Annotated in this window: 18 protein-coding genes; 14 read left to right on the top strand and 4 right to left on the bottom strand. The window is 55.6% G+C overall.

From position 1 onward, the window contains the following. Positions 1–140 (bottom strand): OadG family transporter subunit (locus CMQ96_RS23355; RefSeq protein WP_176519005.1); only part of this gene is annotated, 140 nt, incomplete at its 3' end. A gap of 160 nt (positions 141–300) precedes the next feature. Further along, entirely contained in the window at positions 301–1,641 is a 1,341-nt protein-coding gene (gene citS / locus CMQ96_RS23350; protein ID WP_004872267.1) for a citrate/sodium symporter CitS, read from the bottom strand. A 278-nt stretch (positions 1,642–1,919) separates the two neighbouring features. On the opposite strand from citS, the gene citC reads away from it, so the two are divergent. The 14 genes from citC to folA all read left to right on the top strand — a co-directional run bounded on the left by citC (position 1,920) and on the right by folA (position 18,937). Next, complete coding sequence (gene citC, locus CMQ96_RS23345) at positions 1,920–2,948, top strand: [citrate (pro-3S)-lyase] ligase (RefSeq protein ID WP_004872264.1); 1,029 nt, start codon at positions 1,920–1,922, stop codon at positions 2,946–2,948. Between the two features lie 31 nt (positions 2,949–2,979). After that, positions 2,980–3,273, top strand: a complete 294-nt coding sequence (gene citD / locus CMQ96_RS23340) for a citrate lyase acyl carrier protein (protein ID WP_004872262.1) — start codon at positions 2,980–2,982, stop codon at positions 3,271–3,273. After that, complete coding sequence (gene citE / locus CMQ96_RS23335) at positions 3,270–4,139, top strand: citrate (pro-3S)-lyase subunit beta (protein WP_004872260.1); 870 nt, start codon at positions 3,270–3,272, stop codon at positions 4,137–4,139. The genes citD and citE overlap by 4 nt, the downstream gene beginning before the upstream one ends. Before the next feature lie 10 nt (positions 4,140–4,149). Continuing rightward, positions 4,150–5,676, top strand: a complete 1,527-nt coding sequence (citF, locus tag CMQ96_RS23330) for a citrate lyase subunit alpha (RefSeq protein ID WP_098067391.1) — start codon at positions 4,150–4,152, stop codon at positions 5,674–5,676. 21 nt (positions 5,677–5,697) lie between these two features. Further along, entirely contained in the window at positions 5,698–6,606 is a 909-nt protein-coding gene (citG, locus tag CMQ96_RS23325) for a triphosphoribosyl-dephospho-CoA synthase CitG (RefSeq protein WP_098067390.1), read from the top strand. 247 nt (positions 6,607–6,853) lie between these two features. Continuing rightward, complete coding sequence (gene dapB, locus CMQ96_RS23320; RefSeq protein ID WP_004872257.1) at positions 6,854–7,675, top strand: 4-hydroxy-tetrahydrodipicolinate reductase; 822 nt, start codon at positions 6,854–6,856, stop codon at positions 7,673–7,675. Between the two features lie 457 nt (positions 7,676–8,132). Then, positions 8,133–9,281: a glutamine-hydrolyzing carbamoyl-phosphate synthase small subunit gene (gene carA, locus CMQ96_RS23315; protein WP_004128821.1), complete on the top strand. Its 1,149-nt coding sequence runs from the start codon at positions 8,133–8,135 to the stop codon at positions 9,279–9,281. An 18-nt stretch (positions 9,282–9,299) separates the two neighbouring features. Next, a complete protein-coding gene (gene carB / locus CMQ96_RS23310) occupies positions 9,300–12,524 on the top strand; it encodes a carbamoyl-phosphate synthase large subunit (RefSeq protein WP_024360287.1) in 3,225 nt (1,074 codons plus the stop codon). Positions 12,525–12,662: 138 nt separating this feature from the next. Then, entirely contained in the window at positions 12,663–13,547 is an 885-nt protein-coding gene (locus CMQ96_RS23305) for an ROK family protein (protein ID WP_004872251.1), read from the top strand. A 103-nt stretch (positions 13,548–13,650) separates the two neighbouring features. Continuing rightward, on the top strand, positions 13,651–13,884 hold the full coding sequence (locus CMQ96_RS23300) for a YgdI/YgdR family lipoprotein (protein ID WP_004872248.1): 234 nt from the start codon (positions 13,651–13,653) through the stop codon (positions 13,882–13,884). Positions 13,885–14,145: 261 nt separating this feature from the next. Next, positions 14,146–15,702, top strand: coding sequence for a hypothetical protein (locus CMQ96_RS23295; protein ID WP_098067389.1), 1,557 nt, complete (start codon positions 14,146–14,148; stop codon positions 15,700–15,702). 166 nt (positions 15,703–15,868) lie between these two features. Continuing rightward, positions 15,869–16,402 carry a glutathione-regulated potassium-efflux system oxidoreductase KefF gene (gene kefF / locus CMQ96_RS23290; RefSeq protein ID WP_004872246.1) on the top strand — a complete coding sequence of 178 codons (534 nt, stop codon included), beginning with the start codon at positions 15,869–15,871 and terminating at the stop codon, positions 16,400–16,402. Next, the gene (gene kefC, locus CMQ96_RS23285) at positions 16,395–18,260 is read left to right on the top strand and encodes a glutathione-regulated potassium-efflux system protein KefC (protein WP_004872245.1); all 1,866 of its coding nucleotides are present in this window, start codon (positions 16,395–16,397) and stop codon (positions 18,258–18,260) included. Before kefF ends, kefC begins: the two co-directional genes overlap by 8 nt. 197 nt (positions 18,261–18,457) lie before the next feature. After that, the gene (folA, locus tag CMQ96_RS23275) at positions 18,458–18,937 is read left to right on the top strand and encodes a type 3 dihydrofolate reductase (RefSeq protein WP_004098524.1); all 480 of its coding nucleotides are present in this window, start codon (positions 18,458–18,460) and stop codon (positions 18,935–18,937) included. 40 nt (positions 18,938–18,977) lie between these two features. On the opposite strand, the gene apaH is transcribed toward folA, so the two are convergent. After that, positions 18,978–19,826: a bis(5'-nucleosyl)-tetraphosphatase (symmetrical) ApaH gene (gene apaH / locus CMQ96_RS23270; protein ID WP_049085644.1), complete on the bottom strand. Its 849-nt coding sequence runs from the start codon at positions 19,824–19,826 to the stop codon at positions 18,978–18,980. Between the two features lie 4 nt (positions 19,827–19,830). Continuing rightward, positions 19,831–20,208 carry a Co2+/Mg2+ efflux protein ApaG gene (gene apaG / locus CMQ96_RS23265; RefSeq protein WP_004128828.1) on the bottom strand — a complete coding sequence of 126 codons (378 nt, stop codon included), beginning with the start codon at positions 20,206–20,208 and terminating at the stop codon, positions 19,831–19,833.

The following is a 20,208-nucleotide window of genomic DNA, read 5'->3' as shown; positions in this document are numbered from 1 at the left end:
GGTTCGGGGAAGACGCGGTTGACGGCGGCGGACATGCCCTGGATGGCGAAAATCAGCACAAACAGAAACGCCAGCACGAACCCCATGCCGAGGAACATCAGGGTGAAGCCTTCACCCAGTAACAGTGCTGCATCAGTCATGAAACGATCCAAAAGTAAGGGCACGATGGCGCCTTTGAAGGTTAACCAATCGGTGCTTCCGGCTAAGGAGTAGGGTAGATTTCCCGAAGCCGCCCCCGGCTCTGGACCCTAATTTGCACCTCTGTGGTTGACGCTCAAATATCGCCATCGTGCGTGTTGGTTACATCATCATGCCGAACACGATGCTCGCGATGACCAGCACAATTCCGCCGCCCAAACGGGAAGAGATTTGCGCATAGGAGATAAGATTCATACGGTTACAGGCAGAGAGTACTTCCAGGTCGCCGGAACCGCCGCGGTTAGCCATGCACAGGCCCGCGGTAATCGCCGATTCAATCGGGAAGAAGCCAATCAGCCAGCCGCCGACAGCGGCGCCGACGACGGCGCCGACGACAATCACAGCGGCAATCACCACGTTAGCGAAGGTGATCGCGTCGATAATTTCCTGCAGGTCGGTGTAGCACACGCCGACGCCGACCATCAGCACCCACAGCAGTTGTTTAGAGAAGAAGTCAGACAGACGTTTGGCGCCAGCTTTGATTTCCGGCGAGCAGAGACCTGAAGCGTTCAGGGCTGCGACAATCAGGACCATCCAGGCAAAATAGTGGATAGACACGCCGCCAATGCTGGGCAGAATTTTCTTGGCGATAACGTAGGCCAGCAGGAAGCAGGTGGTGGCGAGCACAAGGCCGACGGCCGTTTCGCGATGGGTAATCTGGCCCGCTTTTTCATCATCTTCTACTTTGAAGGAGGCCTTGCGTACCAGCTCGCCTTCGCCGCTCAGCCAGGTGTGTTTTTTACCGATAATATCGAGCAGTGCGGCAAAGACGATGGCAAAGATGTTGGCGATGGTCAGGATAGCGATCGCGGTTGAGTAGTACTCTTCACGCGAACGGCCGGTAACGGAGTGATAAATTTCAGACAGCGGCACCGCGCCAGCGCCGTTGCCGCCGCCCATAATCGGCAGGACGTACAGCATCATGATGCGGTCTACGGAAATACCGAAGCACAAGCCGATAAGAATACCGAAGATGGATGCGCCGAGGATCCCCATTAAGATGGTTGGAATATAGCCGAGCAGAGATTTCAGCAGCAGTTTACGGTTAACCGAGAGAATGGCGCCGGTAATCAACACGGCGATGAATAAATTCAGGAAATTACTTTTATCCATCACATTGGTGATCGCCTCAATTTCTTTCTGGGTAAAAATGCCAGCGTAAACGAAATAGGCGGCAACGAGGAAGATCATCACCGGCGCGCCGCCGATATATTTATTGAAGATTGGCAGGCGTTTGCCAATTTCTCCAAAAACAGCGCCAATAATAAACATGATGGCGAAGCCGCCGACAATGTCGGTCGGCAGGGCATTATAAAAATGTGAAAGTAGTAAAGTGATTAACGCAAAGGCGTAAAGCGGTAGCGGCATGCCGAAGATTTTAAACCCCAGAATATCGCTAACGCCTTTTTTCTCCGCAGATGGAGCCTGGCTCATATTAGTCATATGACGTCACCCTGTTAAAAAAAGGAATAATGGCGTTAGAACAAGCAATAATAGAACGGCGGCATAATAATAAATATGTTCCACGGCGATATGTGATTATCTTCACTGATTGGCCGTGTTTTTAATTAATTTAATTGTTTTTATTCTTCTGAATTAATTAACAACATAAAAACCATAAAGCCAATTAAGGTACGCGGAAAAATGTGATTTAAATAAAAGAACCGCTGCGGGAACGGTGGCGAAATACAGTCCGTTTTTGGTTAATGAAGCGCTAAAAAATGAATCTGATAATAAAACGCGTCACCGTACAAAAAGATCCCCGGCGGCGAGAGGCCGTTGACCTCTTTCTTCATCAGCATCAGCTCTCGCTGGAGGCGGATTGCGAAAGGGTGATTGTCGCCGAGGATCAGCGGCGCATTGTCGGCTGCGGCGCGATTGCCGGATGCGTCCTGAAGTGTATTGCCGTCGACCCGTCGTTGCAGGGAGAAGGGCTCAGCCTGAAGCTGCTGACTGAGCTGATGACCCTGGCGTATGAGCTGGGCCGCAGCGAGCTGTTCCTGTTCACTAAACCCGATAACGCGGCGCTATTTTCCAGCGCCGGATTCTGGCCTATCGCCCGCGCGGGTGACCAGGCGGTGTTAATGGAAAATAGCCGCGAACGCCTGGCGCGCTATTGCCGCCAACTGACCATGTACCGCCAGCCCGGGGAAAAAATCGGCGCTATCGTGATGAACGCCAATCCCTTTACCCTGGGACACCGTTGGCTGGTAGAGCAGGCCGCTCGCCAGTGCGACTGGCTGCATCTGTTTGTGGTGAAAGAAGACGCTTCATTTTTCAGCTATCAGGATCGCGTGGCGCTGATTGAACAGGGGATCGCCGGGATCGCCAACGTGACCTTACATCCAGGTTCGGCTTATCTGATCTCCCGGGCGACTTTCCCCGGCTATTTCCTCAAAGATAAAGGCGTGGTCGATGATTGCCACTGCCAGATCGACCTACAGCTTTTCCGCGAACATTTAGCCCCGGCGCTACAGATTACCCACCGTTTTGTCGGTAGCGAGCCGCTGTGCTCTTTAACCCGTAACTACAACCTGCGCATGAAGGAACTGCTGGAAGCGCCCGGCGAGACGCCCGCGATTCAGGTGGTGGAGCTGGAGCGGGTCGAGAAAGACGGCGCACCGATTTCGGCTTCACGGGTGCGCAAACTCTATAAGGAGCGCCAGTGGTCGGCTATTGCGCCGCTGGTTCCGCCGGGAACGCTCTCTTTTCTGATGCAGCTGGCGGAAAGCGAACATCAAACCGCCTAGATATTACCTCCATAACTAAGGATCAGCCTCTATGGAAATGATGATTGACGCCCTGGCCGGCACGCTGGAATCCAGCGATGTCATGGTCAGGATTGGGCCTGCCAATGAGCCGGGTATTCAGCTTGAAATCGACAGTATTGTGAAGCAGCAGTTCGGCGCGGCGATTGAGCAGGTGGTCAGAGAGACCCTGGCGCAGCTTGGTGTCACTCGCGCGAATGTGGTCGTCGATGATAAAGGCGCGCTGGAGTGCGTGCTGAAGGCTCGCGTTCAGGCCGCGGCGCTGCGCGCGGCGCAACAATCTCAACTGCAATGGAGCCAGCTATGAAACCTCGTCGCAGTATGCTGTTTATCCCCGGCGCCAACGCCGCGATGTTAAGCACCTCGTTTGTGTACGGCGCTGACGCGGTGATGTTTGACCTCGAAGATGCCGTTTCGCTCCGTGAAAAAGATACCGCCCGCCTGCTGGTGCATCACGCGCTACAGCATCCGCTCTATCGGGATGTGGAAACCGTGGTGCGTATTAACCCGCTCAATACGCCGTTTGGCCTCGCCGATCTGGAGGCGGTAGTGCGCGCGGGGGTGGATATGGTGCGCCTGCCGAAGACCGACAGCAAAGAAGATATCCATGAACTGGAAGCGCACGTCGAGCGGATTGAACGCGAGTGCGGACGGGAAGTGGGCAGCACTAAGCTCATGGCGGCGATTGAGTCGGCGCTGGGGGTGGTGAATGCGGTCGAGATCGCGCGCTCCAGCCCGCGTCTGTCGGCGATCGCGCTGGCGGCCTTTGACTACGTGATGGATATGGGCACCTGCCGCGGCGACGGCACCGAGCTGTTTTATGCCCGCTGCGCGGTGCTGCACGCGGCGCGCGTCGCCGGGATCGCGGCCTATGACGTGGTGTGGTCGGACATTAACAATGAAGAAGGTTTCCTCGCGGAAGCGAATCTGGCGAAAAACCTCGGCTTTAACGGCAAATCGCTGGTCAACCCGCGCCAGATTGAACTGCTGCATCAGGTTTATGCCCCAACCCTGAAAGACGTTGAGCATGCGCGCGATGTGATCGCGGCGGCGGAAGAGGCGGAAGAGCGCGGTCTGGGCGTGGTATCGCTGAACGGTAAGATGATAGATGGACCGATTATCGACCATGCGCGCAAAGTCGTGGCGCTGTCGGCTTCCGGCATTCGTGATTAAGGAGCAAATAATGAAAGAGACCGTAGCAATGCTTAATCAGCAGTACGTGATGCCGGAAGGATTAGCGCCCTATGCGGGCGTGACGGCGAAAAGCCCGTGGCTGGCCAGCGAAAGCGAAAAGCGCCAACGTAAAATCTGCGCCTCGCTGGAGGAGGCGATTCGCCGTTCGGGCCTGCAAAACGGCATGACCATCTCTTTTCACCACGCCTTTCGCGGCGGTGACAAGGTGGTCAATATGGTGGTGGCGAAGCTGGCTGAAATGGGCTTTCGCGATCTGACGCTGGCCTCAAGCTCGCTGATCGACGCCCACTGGCCGCTGATTGAACATATTAAAAATGGCGTGATCCGCCAGATTTACACCTCCGGCCTGCGCGGTAAGCTGGGAGAAGAGATCTCCGCCGGTCTGATGGAAAATCCGGTCCAAATCCACTCCCACGGCGGCCGCGCGTATTTAGTACAAAGCGGCGAGCTAAACATTGACGTGGCGTTCCTCGGCGTGCCGTGCTGCGATGAATACGGCAACGCCAACGGCTTTAGCGGTAAATCCCGCTGCGGATCGCTGGGCTACGCCAAAGTGGATGCCGATGCCGCCAAATGCGTGGTGCTGCTGACCGAAGAGTGGGTGGATTATCCAAACTATCCGGCCAGCATCGCCCAGGATCAGGTCGATCTGATCGTGCAGGTCGACGAGGTCGGCGATCCGGCGAAAATCACCGCCGGGGCGATCCGTTTGACCAGCAACCCGCGCGAACTGCTGATCGCCCGCCAGGCGGCGAAAGTGATCGAGCACTCCGGTTATTTTAAAGACGGCTTCTCTTTGCAAACCGGTACCGGCGGCGCCTCGCTGGCGGTGACCCGCTTCCTCGAAGATAAGATGCGTCGCAATGAGATCACCGCCAGCTTTGGCCTGGGCGGCATCACCGGCACGATGGTCGATCTGCATGAAAAAGGGTTGATCAAAGCGCTGCTGGATACCCAGTCCTTCGACGGCGATGCCGCGCGTTCGCTGGCGAATAATCCTAACCATATTGAAATTTCCGCCAACCAGTATGCAAACCCAAGCTCAAAAGGTATCTCCTGCGAGCGCCTGAACGTGGTGATGCTGAGTGCGCTGGAAATCGACACCGGATTCAACGTTAACGTGATGACCGGTTCCAACGGCGTGCTGCGCGGTGCATCCGGCGGCCACAGCGATACCGCGGCGGGCGCGGATTTAACTATTATCACCGCGCCGCTAGTGCGTGGGCGCATTCCGTGCGTGGTGGAGAAGGTGCTGACCCGCGTGACGCCGGGCGCCAGCGTGGATGTGCTGGTGACCGACCACGGTATCGCCGTTAACCCGGCGCGTCAGGATCTGATTGATAACCTGCGTAACGCGGGTATTCCGCTAATGACCATTGAAGAGCTGCAACAGCGCGCTGAGCTTTTGACCGGCAAGCCTGAGCCTATCGAGTTTACCGACCGGGTTGTCGCCGTGGTGCGCTATCGCGATGGTTCGGTGATTGATGTGATTCATCAGGTCAAAACCGCCAGCTAAACGCATTGAGGAGGGAAGGCTATGAGCGAAGTGATGGTGGGCCAGCATCGCCAGGTAAGTCGGCAAACGATCGCGGCGGAGGAGATTGTTTCCCGTGTGGAACGGGCGCTGCTGACCGAAGTTCGCCTGACGCCGAAGCCCGGGCTGGTGGATATTCGTAACGCCGGCGCGCATCGGGATATGGATCTGGCCTCCTTTGAGGCCAGCACGGCGGTTGTCGCCCCGTGGATGGAGAAGTTTTTCATTATGGGCCACGACACCGCCAATATCATGCCGGAAAAGGTGCTGACGATGCTGCGTCCGGTGGGCATGGCCTGCGAGACGGATATGCTGGCAGCCACCGGCGGAGTGAATACCCATCGCGGCGCGATCTTCGCTTTTGGCCTGCTCAGCGCGGCGGTGGGAAGGTTGGTGGCCAGAGGGGAGCCGGTTGAGCAGCACCGGGTTTGCGATCAGGTGGCCCGCTTCTGCCGGGGGCTGGTCGGGCGTGAGCTCTCCTCTGCCGCGGGAAAGAAGGTGAGTAAAGGCGAAGGTCATTTCCTGCGCTACGGGCTCTCCGGCGCCCGGGGCGAAGCGGAGAGTGGCTTTCGCACCGTGCGCACCCAGGCGATGCCGGTATTCAATCGCGTTATGGCGGAGACCGGCGATACCAATCTGGCGTTATTGCAGACCCTGCAGCACCTGATGGCCTGGAATGACGACACCAACCTGGTGTCGCGCGGCGGGCTTGAAGGGCTGAATTTTGTGCAGCAGCAGGCGCAAAGGCTGCTGTGGGAAGGCGGTGTGCTGACCGACGGCGGTCTGGAAGCGCTTCGCCAGCTGGATGATGAACTGATTGTTCGTCACCTTAGCCCCGGCGGCAGCGCCGACCTGCTGGCGGTCACCTCGTTCCTGTCCGGTTTCCCGGCCGGGGAGCTGTTCCTGCACTAATCGCTCGCTTTTATCTCGACGGTTTACCCGGATTGGCCAGCAGAGGGCCGATCCGGGGTTGCGGACCGCGCTTGCTCCTCTCTCCTCACTACTCAACGGCAAATTCCCGGCACAATCTTATAGTTTTTACTGATATCGGCGGCAGTTTGTCATAAATTTCTAATTATCGGTGTTTTTGAGTAGCGGCCCATCGATGGGCTGGTTACTCTGAAAACAATTTACGTAGTATTAACAAAAGAGAATAGCTATGCATGATGCACAAATCCGCGTGGCCATCGCGGGCGCGGGCGGCCGGATGGGACGCCAGTTAATTCAGGCAGTACAGCAGATGGACGGCGCGGCGCTTGGCGCGGCGCTGGAGCGCGAAGGTTCGTCGCTGCTCGGTAGCGACGCGGGCGAGCTGGCGGGCGCAGGCAAGGCGGGGGTTGTGGTGCAAAGCAGCCTTGAGGCGGTAAAAGACGATTTCGACGTTTTCATCGACTTTACCCGCCCGGAAGGCACGCTGAACCATCTCGCCTTTTGCCGTCAACACGGTAAAGGAATGGTTATCGGCACCACCGGTTTTGACGACGCCGGCAAACAGGCAATCCGCGAGGCTTCGCAGGAGATCGCCATCGTCTTTGCCGCCAACTTCAGCGTTGGCGTCAACGTGATGCTCAAGTTGCTGGAGAAGGCAGCGAAGGTGATGGGCGACTATACCGATATTGAGATTATCGAAGCGCATCATCGCCACAAAGTGGATGCGCCATCGGGTACGGCGCTGGCGATGGGCGAAGCGATTGCCGGTGCCCTGGATAAAGATCTGAAAGCGTGTGCGGTCTACAGTCGCGAAGGCTACACCGGCGAACGCGTTCCCGGCACTATCGGTTTTGCGACCGTCCGCGCCGGGGATATCGTCGGTGAGCATACGGCGATGTTTGCGGATATCGGTGAACGCATTGAAATCAGTCACAAGGCCTCCAGCCGGATGACTTTTGCTAATGGCGCCGTACGCTCTGCTTTATGGTTGAAAGGTAAGAAAAACGGTCTTTTTGATATGCGTGATGTGCTTGAACTGAACTCTTTATAACGATTATTACCCATCGTGATGTGGTTATTGCATTCAATAAGTAATTGATTGCAAGGGGCAATATTTTATTGCCCTTTTTTATTTTTTGGGTTTTAGATATTTTTTATGGTTAAAGCTACAAAATAATACGTTATCTGCGTATTTTTTGTTGTTTTATTGTAAATTTTGACCGTCCGGTCTACTTTTTCAATCCCTGCGCTAAGATTTTACAATCATCCACCTCCGCAAGCGTTTTCCCAGGCTAGTTAGTTGATCTTTTTGCCCGTTAAGACCGGTATTGCTGAATAGTCGCCTGAAACAAGATTAAAAATATCCGCTTTAAGTTGACTTTTACCGGCCATCTCTCCAGAATGCCGCCGTTTGCCAAAATTCTGCGGGCAACAGATTTGCATTGATTCAGATCTACATTATGAATTAATATGCAAATAAAGTGAGTGGATATTCTCTGGAGGGTGTTTTGATTAAGTCAGCGCTATTGGTTCTGGAAGACGGAACCCAGTTTCACGGTCGGGCCATAGGGGCTACCGGCACGGCGGTTGGGGAAGTCGTTTTCAATACTTCAATGACCGGTTATCAAGAAATCCTCACTGATCCTTCCTATTCCCGCCAAATCGTCACTCTAACCTATCCCCATATCGGCAACGTCGGCACCAATGCCGCCGATGAAGAGTCTTCTCAGGTACATGCTCAGGGTCTGGTCATTCGCGATCTGCCGCTGATTGCCAGCAACTTCCGCAATACCGAAGACCTCTCTTCTTATCTGAAGCGCCATAACATCGTGGCGATTGCCGATATCGATACGCGTAAGCTGACCCGTCTGCTGCGTGAAAAAGGCGCGCAGAACGGCTGCATCATCGCCGGCGACAGTCCGGACGCGCAGCTGGCGCTGGAAAAAGCGAAAGCGTTCCCGGGCCTCAACGGTATGGATCTGGCGAAGGAAGTGACGACCGCAGAAACCTACAGCTGGACGCAGGGGAGCTGGACGCTGGCGGGAGACCTGCCGGAAGCCAAAGCGGAAAGCGAGCTGCCGTTCCACGTGGTGGCCTACGATTTCGGCGCCAAGCGCAACATTCTGCGCATGCTGGTCGATCGCGGCTGCCGTCTGACGGTGGTTCCGGCGCAGACCTCCGCCGAAGAGGTGCTGAAGATGAATCCGGACGGTATTTTCCTGTCCAACGGCCCTGGCGACCCGGCGCCTTGTGATTACGCTATCGACGCGATTACGAAGTTCCTGGAAACCGACATTCCAGTATTCGGCATCTGCCTCGGCCATCAGCTGCTGGCGCTGGCGAGCGGCGCGAAGACCGTGAAGATGAAGTTCGGCCACCACGGCGGCAACCATCCGGTAAAAGATATGGATAACAACGTGGTGATGATCACCGCGCAGAACCACGGTTTTGCGGTGGATGAAGCGTCTATGCCCGCTAACCTGCGCGTGACCCACAAGTCGCTGTTCGACGGCACCCTGCAGGGCATTCACCGTACCGACAAACCGGCGTTCAGCTTCCAGGGGCACCCGGAAGCGAGCCCTGGCCCGCACGATGCCGCACCGCTGTTCGACCATTTTATCGAATTAATTGAGCAGTACCGTCAGTCCGCGAAATAATCAGGAGTTAAGAGAGCCATGCCAAAACGTACAGATATAAAAAGCATCCTGATTCTGGGCGCGGGCCCGATTGTTATCGGTCAGGCGTGTGAGTTTGACTACTCCGGCGCCCAGGCGTGTAAAGCGCTGCGCGAAGAGGGTTACCGCGTCATTCTGGTGAACTCTAACCCGGCTACCATCATGACCGACCCGGAAATGGCCGATGCCACCTACATCGAGCCGATTCACTGGGAAGTGGTGCGCAAGATTATTGAGAAAGAGCGTCCGGATGCGGTTCTGCCGACTATGGGCGGCCAGACGGCGCTGAACTGCGCGCTGGAGCTGGAGCGTCAGGGCGTGCTGGCCGAGTTCGGCGTGACCATGATTGGCGCCACCGCCGATGCGATTGATAAAGCCGAAGACCGCCGCCGTTTCGACGTGGCGATGAAGAAAATCGGCCTCGACACCGCGCGTTCCGGCATCGCCCATACCATGGAAGAAGCGCTGGCGGTTGCCGCTGACGTTGGCTTCCCGTGCATCATCCGTCCTTCCTTTACCATGGGCGGCACCGGCGGCGGTATTGCCTACAACCGTGAAGAGTTCGAAGAAATCTGCGAACGCGGCCTGGATCTCTCGCCGACTAACGAGCTGCTGATTGATGAATCGCTAATCGGCTGGAAAGAGTACGAGATGGAAGTGGTGCGTGATAAAAACGACAACTGCATCATCGTCTGCTCTATCGAAAACTTCGACGCCATGGGCATCCATACCGGCGACTCCATCACCGTGGCGCCGGCGCAAACCCTGACCGACAAAGAGTACCAAATCATGCGTAACGCCTCGATGGCGGTACTGCGTGAAATCGGCGTCGAAACCGGCGGTTCCAACGTTCAGTTCTCGGTGAACCCGAAAGATGGTCGCCTGATCGTTATCGAGATGAACCCGCGCGTCTCCCGCTCCTCGGCGCTGGCCTCGAAAGCCACCGGCTTCCCGATTGCCAAAGTCGCGGCGAAGCTGGCGGTAGGTTACACCCTTGATGAGCTGATGAACGATATCACCGGCGGCCGTACCCCGGCGTCGTTTGAACCGTCCATCGACTACGTCGTGACTAAAATCCCGCGCTTCAACTTTGAAAAATTCGTCGGCGCTAACGACCGCCTCACCACCCAGATGAAATCGGTGGGCGAAGTGATGGCGATTGGTCGCACCCAGCAGGAATCCCTGCAGAAAGCGCTGCGCGGCCTGGAAGTGGGCGCCACTGGTTTCGACCCGAAAGTGAGCCTTGATGACCCGGAAGCACTGACCAAGATTCGCCGCGAACTGAAAGATGCTGGCGCAGAGCGTATCTGGTACATCGCTGACGCTTTCCGCGCGGGCCTCTCCGTTGATGGCGTGTTCAACCTGACCAATATTGACCGCTGGTTCCTGGTACAGATTGAAGAGCTGGTGCGTCTGGAGGAGAAAGTGGCTGAAGTCGGTATTACCGGCCTCGACGCCGACTTCCTGCGTCAGCTAAAGCGCAAAGGCTTTGCCGATGCGCGTCTGGCGAAGCTGGCTGGCGTGCGCGAAGCGGAAATCCGCAAGCTGCGCGACCAGTACGACCTGCACCCGGTCTACAAGCGCGTGGATACCTGCGCGGCGGAATTCGCCACCGACACCGCCTACATGTACTCCACTTATGAAGACGAGTGCGAAGCGAACCCGTCCGTTGACCGCGACAAGATCATGGTGCTCGGCGGCGGCCCAAACCGTATCGGCCAGGGCATCGAATTCGACTACTGCTGCGTCCACGCCTCCCTGGCGCTGCGCGAAGACGGCTACGAGACCATTATGGTCAACTGTAACCCGGAAACCGTCTCCACCGACTACGACACCTCAGACCGCCTCTACTTCGAGCCGGTAACCCTGGAAGACGTGCTGGAAATCGTGCGTATAGAGAAGCCAAAAGGCGTTATCGTACAGTACGGCGGCCAGACTCCGCTGAAGCTGGCGCGCGCGCTGGAAGCGGCTGGCGTGCCGGTTATCGGCACCAGCCCGGATGCTATCGACCGCGCGGAAGACCGCGAACGCTTCCAGCACGCAGTTGACCGCCTGAAGCTGAAGCAGCCGGCCAACGCCACCGTGACCGCGATCGAAATGGCGGTCGAAAAGGCGAAAGAGATTGGCTACCCGCTGGTGGTGCGCCCGTCCTACGTGCTTGGCGGCCGCGCCATGGAAATCGTCTACGATGAAATCGACCTGCGTCGCTACTTCCAGACCGCGGTCAGCGTCTCTAACGATGCGCCGGTGCTGCTGGACCGCTTCCTTGACGATGCGGTTGAAGTCGACGTCGATGCAATCTGCGACGGCGAAATGGTGCTGATTGGCGGCATCATGGAGCATATCGAGCAGGCGGGCGTGCACTCCGGCGACTCCGCGTGTTCACTGCCGGCCTACACCCTGAGCCAGGAAATTCAGGATGTGATGCGCGAGCAGGTGCAGAAGCTGGCCTTTGAGCTGCAGGTTCGCGGCCTGATGAACGTGCAGTTTGCGGTTAAAAACAACGAAGTCTACCTGATTGAAGTCAACCCGCGCGCGGCGCGTACCGTCCCGTTCGTCTCGAAAGCCACCGGCGTACCGCTGGCAAAAGTCGCGGCGCGCGTAATGGTCGGCCAAACGCTGGCCCAGCAGGGCGTAACCAAAGAGATCATCCCGCCGTACTACTCGGTGAAAGAGGTGGTGCTGCCGTTTAACAAATTCCCGGGCGTTGACCCGCTGTTAGGGCCGGAAATGCGCTCTACCGGTGAAGTCATGGGCGTAGGCCGCACCTTCGCGGAAGCGTTCGCCAAGGCGCAGCTGGGCAGCAACTCGACGATGAAGAAACAAGGGCGCGCGCTGCTCTCCGTTCGCGAAGGCGACAAAGAGCGCGTGGTGGATCTGGCGGCAAAACTGCTGAAGTTTGGCTTCGAGCTGGATGCGACCCACGGTACCGCGATTGTGCTGGGCGAAGCCGGCATCAACCCGCGTCTGGTGAACAAGGTGCATGAAGGCCGTCCGCACATTCAGGACCGTATCAAGAATGGCGAATATACCTACATCATCAACACCACCGCGGGCCGTCAGGCGATTGAAGACTCCAAGCTGATTCGCCGCAGCGCGCTGCAGTACAAGGTGCACTACGACACCACGCTGAACGGCGGTTTCGCTACCGCAATGGCGCTGAATGCCAACGCGATGGAGAAGGTGACCTCGGTACAGGAAATGCACGCGCAGATTAAAAAGTAATCTCATCTGCCAGTAAAAGCGCCTCCGGTGGCCAACGCCGGAGGCGCTTTTTTTTGCGTCGCGATAAAGCGAAACGGGGCGGGAGGGTTCATCCTTAATGGAACAAAACCATTTCATGACGCACGCAAGGATAACTACATGGCGATACTTTTGTTTGATTGGGGCGGTACATCGATTAAATATGGCGTCTGGCAGCAGGGGGAGCTGAAGGACACCGCATCGGTTGAGACGCCTGATAGCTGGGAAGAGATGAAAAATCGGCTATTGGATCTTTATCAACAGTTCCAGCCGCGCTACGCCATTGATGGGATCTCAATTAGTGCTCCCGGGTGTGTGGATCCGCAGAGCGGGGTCATTAGCGGCCTGAGCGCCATTCCCTATATTCATCACTTTCCCATCGTCGAAGAGCTTTCCGGGCTGTTTTCACTTCCGGTATGCATTGAGAACGACGCCAACTCGGCGGGTATCGCCGAGGCGGCATTGGGCGCGGGCCGCGAGTATGACAGCGTACTGTTTGTGATTGCCGGTTCAGGTATCGGTGGCGCGATTGTCGACAATAAAGTCCTGCGCCACGGCAGCCATCGCTACGCCGGCGAATTTGGCATGATGACCCTGCACGAGGGGCAAACCTTTAGCGAACTGGCAACCGCCGTCGCTACGGCGCGTCGTTATGCCCGGCGCATGTCGCTGGCGGCTGACTCCGTCTCCGGAGAGGATGTCTTTCGCCTGGCCGAGGAGGGCGACAATATCGCGCAGCAGGAAGTGGCGCAGTTTTACCACTGGATGGCGGTAGGCTTACTGAATTTGCAGGTGTGCTATGACCCAGACTGTCTGATTATCGGCGGCGGTATCTCCGCCAGCGATAAGATTTTCGGTGGTATTAAGCAACGCCTGGCCGAGCTGGTCAATGAAAAAGCGTTAACGGAATTTCTCCCGCACGTGGTGCTCTGCCAGTACCGCAACGAGGCTAACCTGATCGGCGCGGCGGTGAACTTCGAACAAAAACAGGGGGATCGGCGTTAACAGCCTACTTCGGAGAGTTCTGGTTTTCTCTCCCCGGTCAGTCAGCTAGCCTAAGATGGTTAGGGTGATAATGAATATGACTGAATAATGGGAGAGAAACACGATGCACTATAAGCCCCTCACCGCAGCTGTTTTCGCCGCCGCCGCGCTTCTTACCGTGGCCGGTTGTTCATCTAATCAGTCGTTGAAAACGACCGACGGCAGAACCATTGTGACCGACGGCAAACCGCAGGTAGATGACGACACCGGTCTGGTGTCCTACAAAAATGCGGAAACCGGTCGTACCGAGCAGATCAATCGCGATCAGGTTAAATCGATGGATGAACTGGATAACTAAGCGTTATCTCTGGCCTCGCGAGGAGTACGGCGGGGCCGGTTCGGCAATGGTTTATTCTGTTTCAAAAACGCCGATTAAAATAGTGTGTTGCCCTGCCATCAGTAACGTCTTACGCAAACTGCAACCAGCCCGTGACTAATCCATTTATTCTTTTTATTTTTAATTCTATACTCGTTCTGTTTTAAGTTACCGATGTTCCTGATACGCATAAAAAACAATGGAAATGGAATATACAACAGGTGATAAATATGGATGGTTTCAATGAATGGTAACGGTTTTTTGTTTGTTATCTTCTGCGTTTTTATTATCCCCGCGCTCATCGGTGGGGGATTCCTGATTTTCCTTATTTTATGGAGTAAAGGTAGGGTTATTGGGAAAAACATGTCAGTAGCCTATGTTTTTCTGTTTTTTGCTGCGATAATATTGTGTGCGGTTTATAAGTATTTAGGTTTTTTATATACATTTACACTTGATCACTTTATTTATTTTAGTTGGGCTGCCGGCGCCGCGTTGATTTTAGCGTTAATACTTTTTAGCGCTTTTTCCGTAAAAAATGCGGGATTTATTCATGCGTTGACTTTGCTGACCTTTGCGCTTATCGCCAATAAATTTATTGGCCCATCAATGGAACAGGTCGACATGTCTTTTGCCGAACGGGACCGCGCGAACAGCATTGCTGAGTTCAGGCTGGGTAAGTTTACAGTGCAAAAATTACCCGAGTTTGACCGCTTGTTTAAAAGTAAATCTCAGCAGGAACAATACGAAATCTATTTATTTGCCATCTATGATAAATCATTGCCGAAAGAGTTATATCAATATTTTGTACAGCAGTTGGGTAGCCCATTAAAAAACCGGCAAGGCTCTTTTGATTACGTTGCGAATCAGAGTGATTATTATACCATTCCCTTTTTCGAGGCCATCCATTCTCAAAATTTAACGGCGCTGCAGGTTTTTATTGACGCTATTCAGGCTTCATCTGCCGCAGAGCGCAAGCAGGCTCAGGACATTGTTTATGCTGCTCCTGCACAATGGACAGGACTGGAGCATACCTTTGCCCAGCCGATCGATGTTTATTATAAAAGACCCACCCACCCCGATAGCGTTATTAAGCAAGCCGAACTGCTGCTTTCCGCATTTCCTGAATTAGCTAAAACCCAAACGGGTGCCGCTATTATTGATCGTACCATTCAAAACGCGGATGTTCGCGCTATGAGATTATTTGCAAAGTATTCTCAACCAGGTTCAGAAATATTAACTGCGGCAAGCTATGTTCTTGGCGGAGAAACGGATAAATTTGTTGATATATTAAAAAAACAACCTTCGTTATTGCGTCAACAAATTGATATTGGCAAGTATTATTCCGGCAGTACTAATTTATTATTCTATGTCGTTATGTTTGGCAAAAAAGATATCATTCAGCAGGTCATTCCCCGCATAAACTGGCAGGATCCTGAATTGTATTATAATAAAGGTAATAGCCTTGTTTTAGCCTACGCGGCACGGCGCGTTAAGAACGCTTTCCATAATGCCTCGCTGGAAACAAATAAGGACGCAATTGAGATCTTTCCCCTTTTGCTGAATACACAGTTACGTAACCAACCGAACATCCCTGATCGACAATTGTGGGAGATCGCCGCTGATGACTTTTATAGGAGTCACTGGCCCAATACAGGCGAGACATTTAATGATGAGGCGATACGGTCCATTTGCCATTCGGATATTGGGCCGCAGTTTTTACGCTATATTGATACGTTAGATAAAAATCATAACGAGACGGTAAAAAGCCGGGTTAGCGGAATTAAAAAAGCGTGCCATTAAGCTATCCAAATGCGCAAGACCGACGCCTGTAGCGGGCAAACCGGCCATGACTCGCGGGGTGTCAGGCACCCCCAATTCCTGCGGTTACGCCAACGGAAGCTGTAAGTATCAGCATTAACTGTCTACACTCTTGCTGATTACAACAAGAGTAAACGCAGGCTAATCAATGATCCTCATAATTTATGCGCACCCTTATCCGCAGCACTCGCATGCGAATAAGCGGATGCTTGAACAGGCAGGGACGCTTGACGGCGTAGAGATACGCTCCCTCTATCAACTTTATCCCGATTTCAATATCGATATCGCCGCCGAGCAGGCCGCGCTGGCCCGTGCCGATCTGGTCATCTGGCAGCATCCGATGCAATGGTACAGCGTACCGCCGTTGCTGAAGCTGTGGCTGGATAAGGTACTGGCGCACGGCTGGGCGTATGGGCACAACGGTATCGCATTACGCGGTAAGTCATTGATGTGGGCGGTCACCACCGGCGGCGGCGAAAGCCACTTTGATATTGGTTCCTTCCCCGGTTTCGACGTGCTGGCGCAGCCGCTGCAGGCCACCGCGCTGTATTGCGGCATGAAATGGTTGCCGCCGTTCGCGATGCATTGCACTTTTATCTGCGATGACGAAACCCTTCAGGCGCAGGCGCGCCGCTATCGTCAACGCTTAATCGAATGGCAGGAGGCGCACAATAATGGATAGCCATACGTTGATACAGGCGCTGATCTATTTAGGATCCGCCGCGCTGATTGTGCCGATTGCCGTACGTCTTGGGCTGGGGTCGGTACTCGGCTATTTAATTGCCGGCTGTATTATTGGCCCGTGGGGGCTGCGGCTGGTCACCGACGCCGAGTCGATTCTGCATTTTGCCGAAATCGGCGTGGTGCTGATGCTTTTTGTTATCGGCCTGGAGCTGGATCCCCAACGGCTGTGGAAACTGCGTGCCTCGGTGTTCGGCGGCGGGGCGCTGCAGATGGTCGTCTGCGGCGTGCTGATCGGCCTGTTCTGCATGTCGCTTGGTCTGCGTTGGCAGGTTGCCGAGCTGATTGGCATGACTCTGGCGCTCTCCTCAACGGCGATCGCCATGCAGGCGATGAACGAACGTAACCTGACGGTCACGCAGCTGGGCCGCAGCGCTTTTGCGGTGCTGCTGTTTCAGGATATCGCGGCCATTCCTCTGGTGGCGATGATCCCGCTACTGGCGGCGAGCGGCGGCTCGACGACCCTGGGCGCGTTTGCGCTCTCGGCGCTGAAAGTGGCGGGCGCGCTGGCGCTGGTGGTGGCGCTCGGGCGCTATCTGACCCGGCCGATGCTGCGTTTTGTCGCGCGCTCCGGCCTGCGCGAAGTCTTCAGCGCCGTGGCCCTGTTCCTGGTGTTTGGTTTCGGTCTGCTGTTGGAAGAGGTCGGGCTGTCGATGGCGATGGGGGCCTTCCTTGCCGGGGTGCTGCTGGCGAGCTCGGAGTACCGCCACGCCCTGGAGAGCGATATTGAGCCGTTTAAGGGCCTGCTGCTGGGGCTGTTTTTTATCGGCGTCGGCATGTCTATCGACTTCGGTACCCTGGTCACCCATCCGCTGCGGATCCTGATTTTGCTGGTGGGATTCCTGGTGATTAAATCCCTGATGCTGTGGCTGATCGCCCGGCCGTTAGGCGTGCCGCGCGCCCAGCGCCGCTGGTTTGCGGTGCTGCTGGGGCAGGGAAGCGAATTCGCCTTCGTGGTTTTCGGCGCGGCGCAGATGGCCGATGTCCTGGATAGCGAGTGGGCGAAGGCGCTGACCCTGGCCGTGGCGCTATCGATGGCGGCGACGCCGATCCTGCTGGTGCTGCTGACCCGGCTGGAGAAATCCGCCAGCGGTCAGGAGCGCGAAGCCGATGAAATTGATGAAGAGCAGCCGCGGGTGATTATCGCTGGTTTCGGTCGTTACGGGCAGATTGCCGGCCGCGTGCTGCTCTCCAGCGGCGTGAAGATGGTGATCCTCGATCACGATCCCGACCATGTTGATACCCTGCGTAAGTTTGATATGAAGGTGTTCTACGGCGATGCGACGCGGGTAGACCTGCTGGAGTCGGCGGGGGCGGAAAAAGCGGAAGTGCTGATTAACGCCATCGACGATCCGCAGACGAATCTGCAGTTGGCGGAGCTGGCAAAAGAGCATTTCCCGCATCTGCAGATCATCTCCCGCGCCCGCGATGTCGATCATTATATTAAGCTGCGCCAGGCCGGGGTCGAAGCGCCGGAGCGCGAAACCTTCGAAGCGGCGCTGAAGTCCGGGCGCATGACGCTGGAAGCGCTGGGCCTCGGCGCGTATGAGGCCCGCGAACGCGCCGATCTGTTCCGCCGTTTCAACCTGCAAATGGTCGAAGAGATGGTGGCGATGGCGGAAAACGACGCGGCTTCCCGGGTGGCGGTATTCAAGCGCACCAGCGATATGCTGACCGGCATTATTAACGAGGACCGCAATCATTTATCGCTGGTTCAGCGTCACGGCTGGCAGGGGACGGAAGAGGGACGGCATACCGGCGACATCGCCGATGAGCCGGAGAATAAGCCCTCGCTATAGGGTAAATTCAGGGTGTTACGTTAGCTTTACAAGTAACATTTTGTTTTCAATTTAAATCCTGTTCTGGCGGCTCACGGGGCTTACGTGGGCTCGCCAGCAAAACTTAAAATTTTCTGATTCTTTACCCTTCGCCCAGTCGACGAAGTATTACGCTTTCCGTATAGTGGCGACAATTTTTTGCATTCGGGAATTATTTAATGATCAGTCTGATTGCGGCGTTAGCGGTAGATCGCGTCATTGGTATGGAAAACGCCATGCCATGGAACCTGCCTGCCGATCTCGCCTGGTTTAAGCGCAATACCTTAAACAAACCGGTAGTGATGGGGCGTCTTACCTGGGAATCCATCGGTCGCCCGTTACCGGGACGTAAAAATATCGTGATTAGCAGCCAGCCCGGCACCGACGATCGCGTGCAGTGGGTCAAGTCGGTTGATGAAGCGATTGCCGCCTGCGGCGATGTGGAAGAGATGATGGTGATCGGCGGCGGTCGCGTGTATGAGCAGTTCCTGCCGAAAGCGCACAAGCTCTATCTGACGCATATTGATGCGGAGGTGGAGGGCGATACTCATTTCCCGGATTACGACCCGGACGAGTGGGAGTCGGTATTCAGCGAGTTCCACGATGCCGATGCGCAGAATTCCCATAGCTACTGCTTCGAGATCCTGGAGCGTCGCTAAGGTTTCCCCCGGTGGCGTTCGTTCACCGGGGTGACTCTCTTCAGGAGGCGATCGCCTCGCCTTCATCAAGATTTGTCTGCCGGTTCGATCGCTGGGTGAAGTACGTTTTATCTTCCCAGCGCAGACAGGTCAGATCGCCGCCCCAGCAGCAGCCGGTATCCAGCGCGTAAATGCCTTCCGGCGTGCCTTTTCCTTCCAGTGAAGCCCAATGACCAAAGGCAATGCTGTATTCGTTGGCCACCGGCCCGGGAATGGCAAACCACGGTTTCAGCGGCGCGGGGGCGTTTTCCGGCGCCTCTTTGGCGTACATATCCAGCTGCCCGTTCGGGAAGCAGTAGCGCATGCGGGTAAAGGCGTTGGAGATAAAGCGCAGGCGCGCCAGGCCACTGAGCTCATTGCTCCAGTTGTTCGGCATGTCGCCGTACATCGCGTCGAGGAAGAACGGATAGGAGTCGCTGGCGAGCACGGCTTCCACATCGCGGGCGCACTGTTTGGCGGTTTCCAGATCCCACTGCGGAGTGATCCCGGCGTGGGCCATGACCAGCTTTTTCTCTTCATCGATTTGCATCATCGGCTGACGACGCAGCCAGTTGAGCAGATCGTCGGCGTCCGGCGCCTCAAGCAGCGATTTCAACCGATCTTTGGGTTTATTGCGGCTAATGCCCGCAAAGACCGCCAGCAGGTGCAGGTCATGATTGCCCAGCACGATGCGAACGCTATCGCCAAGCTGTTTCACGAAACGCAGCACTTCCAGAGAACCGGGGCCGCGCGCGACCAGGTCGCCCGTGAGCCACAGCGTATCAACCTCAGGGTTAAACTCCACCTGCTCTAATAATGCGATCAGTTCATCGTAGCAACCGTGAACGTCGCCAATAAGGTATGTAGACATTGTTTTAATGGATGAGGGTTGGTACTGCGAGACGGAAAACAGGGACTTCAATGGAGAACGGCGCGCCGTTCACATCGATCATCTCATAATGCCCCTGCATGGTGCCCAGCGGCGTTTCAATGACCGCGCCGCTAGTATATTGATACTCACCGCCAGCGGGAATATGCGGCTGCTCGCCGACAACCCCTTCACCCTGGACTTCGGTCTCGCGACCGTGGCCGTTGGTGATAAGCCAGTAGCGGCCAAGAAGCTGAACCTGAGTTCGCCCCAGATTGCGAATAGTGACGGTATAAGCAAAGACGTAGCGCTCTTCTTCCGGAGAAGATTGCGATTCGATATAGACGCTTTGTACCTGCACACATACTCGGGGCGAATTAATCAT

The organism is Klebsiella sp. MBT K-1, from assembly GCF_002556465.1.
GTDB classification, from domain to species: Bacteria; Pseudomonadota; Gammaproteobacteria; order Enterobacterales; family Enterobacteriaceae; genus Klebsiella; species Klebsiella grimontii.
The sequence above is the reverse complement of the archived record's forward strand: the minus strand, read 5'-3'. Positions and strand labels throughout refer to the sequence as shown.

Bases quoted from the DNA above. Each gene is read 5' to 3' on its own strand.
- CMQ96_RS23305 (WP_004872251.1), top strand. From the start codon at position 12,663: ATGGCGATACTTTTGTTTGATTGGGGCGGTACATCGATTAAATATGGC.
- carB (WP_024360287.1), top strand. From the start codon at position 9,300: ATGCCAAAACGTACAGATATAAAAAGCATCCTGATTCTGGGCGCGGGC.
- CMQ96_RS23295 (WP_098067389.1), top strand. From the start codon at position 14,146: ATGAATGGTAACGGTTTTTTGTTTGTTATCTTCTGCGTTTTTATTATC.
- kefC (WP_004872245.1), top strand. From the start codon at position 16,395: ATGGATAGCCATACGTTGATACAGGCGCTGATCTATTTAGGATCCGCC.
- folA (WP_004098524.1), top strand. From the start codon at position 18,458: ATGATCAGTCTGATTGCGGCGTTAGCGGTAGATCGCGTCATTGGTATG.
- citF (WP_098067391.1), top strand. From the start codon at position 4,150: ATGAAAGAGACCGTAGCAATGCTTAATCAGCAGTACGTGATGCCGGAA.
- CMQ96_RS23300 (WP_004872248.1), top strand. From the start codon at position 13,651: ATGCACTATAAGCCCCTCACCGCAGCTGTTTTCGCCGCCGCCGCGCTT.
- citE (WP_004872260.1), top strand. From the start codon at position 3,270: ATGAAACCTCGTCGCAGTATGCTGTTTATCCCCGGCGCCAACGCCGCG.
- apaG (WP_004128828.1), bottom strand. From the start codon at position 20,208: ATGATTAATTCGCCCCGAGTATGTGTGCAGGTACAAAGCGTCTATATC.
- citG (WP_098067390.1), top strand. From the start codon at position 5,698: ATGAGCGAAGTGATGGTGGGCCAGCATCGCCAGGTAAGTCGGCAAACG.
- citD (WP_004872262.1), top strand. From the start codon at position 2,980: ATGGAAATGATGATTGACGCCCTGGCCGGCACGCTGGAATCCAGCGAT.
- citS (WP_004872267.1), bottom strand. From the start codon at position 1,641: ATGACTAATATGAGCCAGGCTCCATCTGCGGAGAAAAAAGGCGTTAGC.
- citC (WP_004872264.1), top strand. From the start codon at position 1,920: ATGAATCTGATAATAAAACGCGTCACCGTACAAAAAGATCCCCGGCGG.
- dapB (WP_004872257.1), top strand. From the start codon at position 6,854: ATGCATGATGCACAAATCCGCGTGGCCATCGCGGGCGCGGGCGGCCGG.
- apaH (WP_049085644.1), bottom strand. From the start codon at position 19,826: ATGTCTACATACCTTATTGGCGACGTTCACGGTTGCTACGATGAACTG.
- kefF (WP_004872246.1), top strand. From the start codon at position 15,869: ATGATCCTCATAATTTATGCGCACCCTTATCCGCAGCACTCGCATGCG.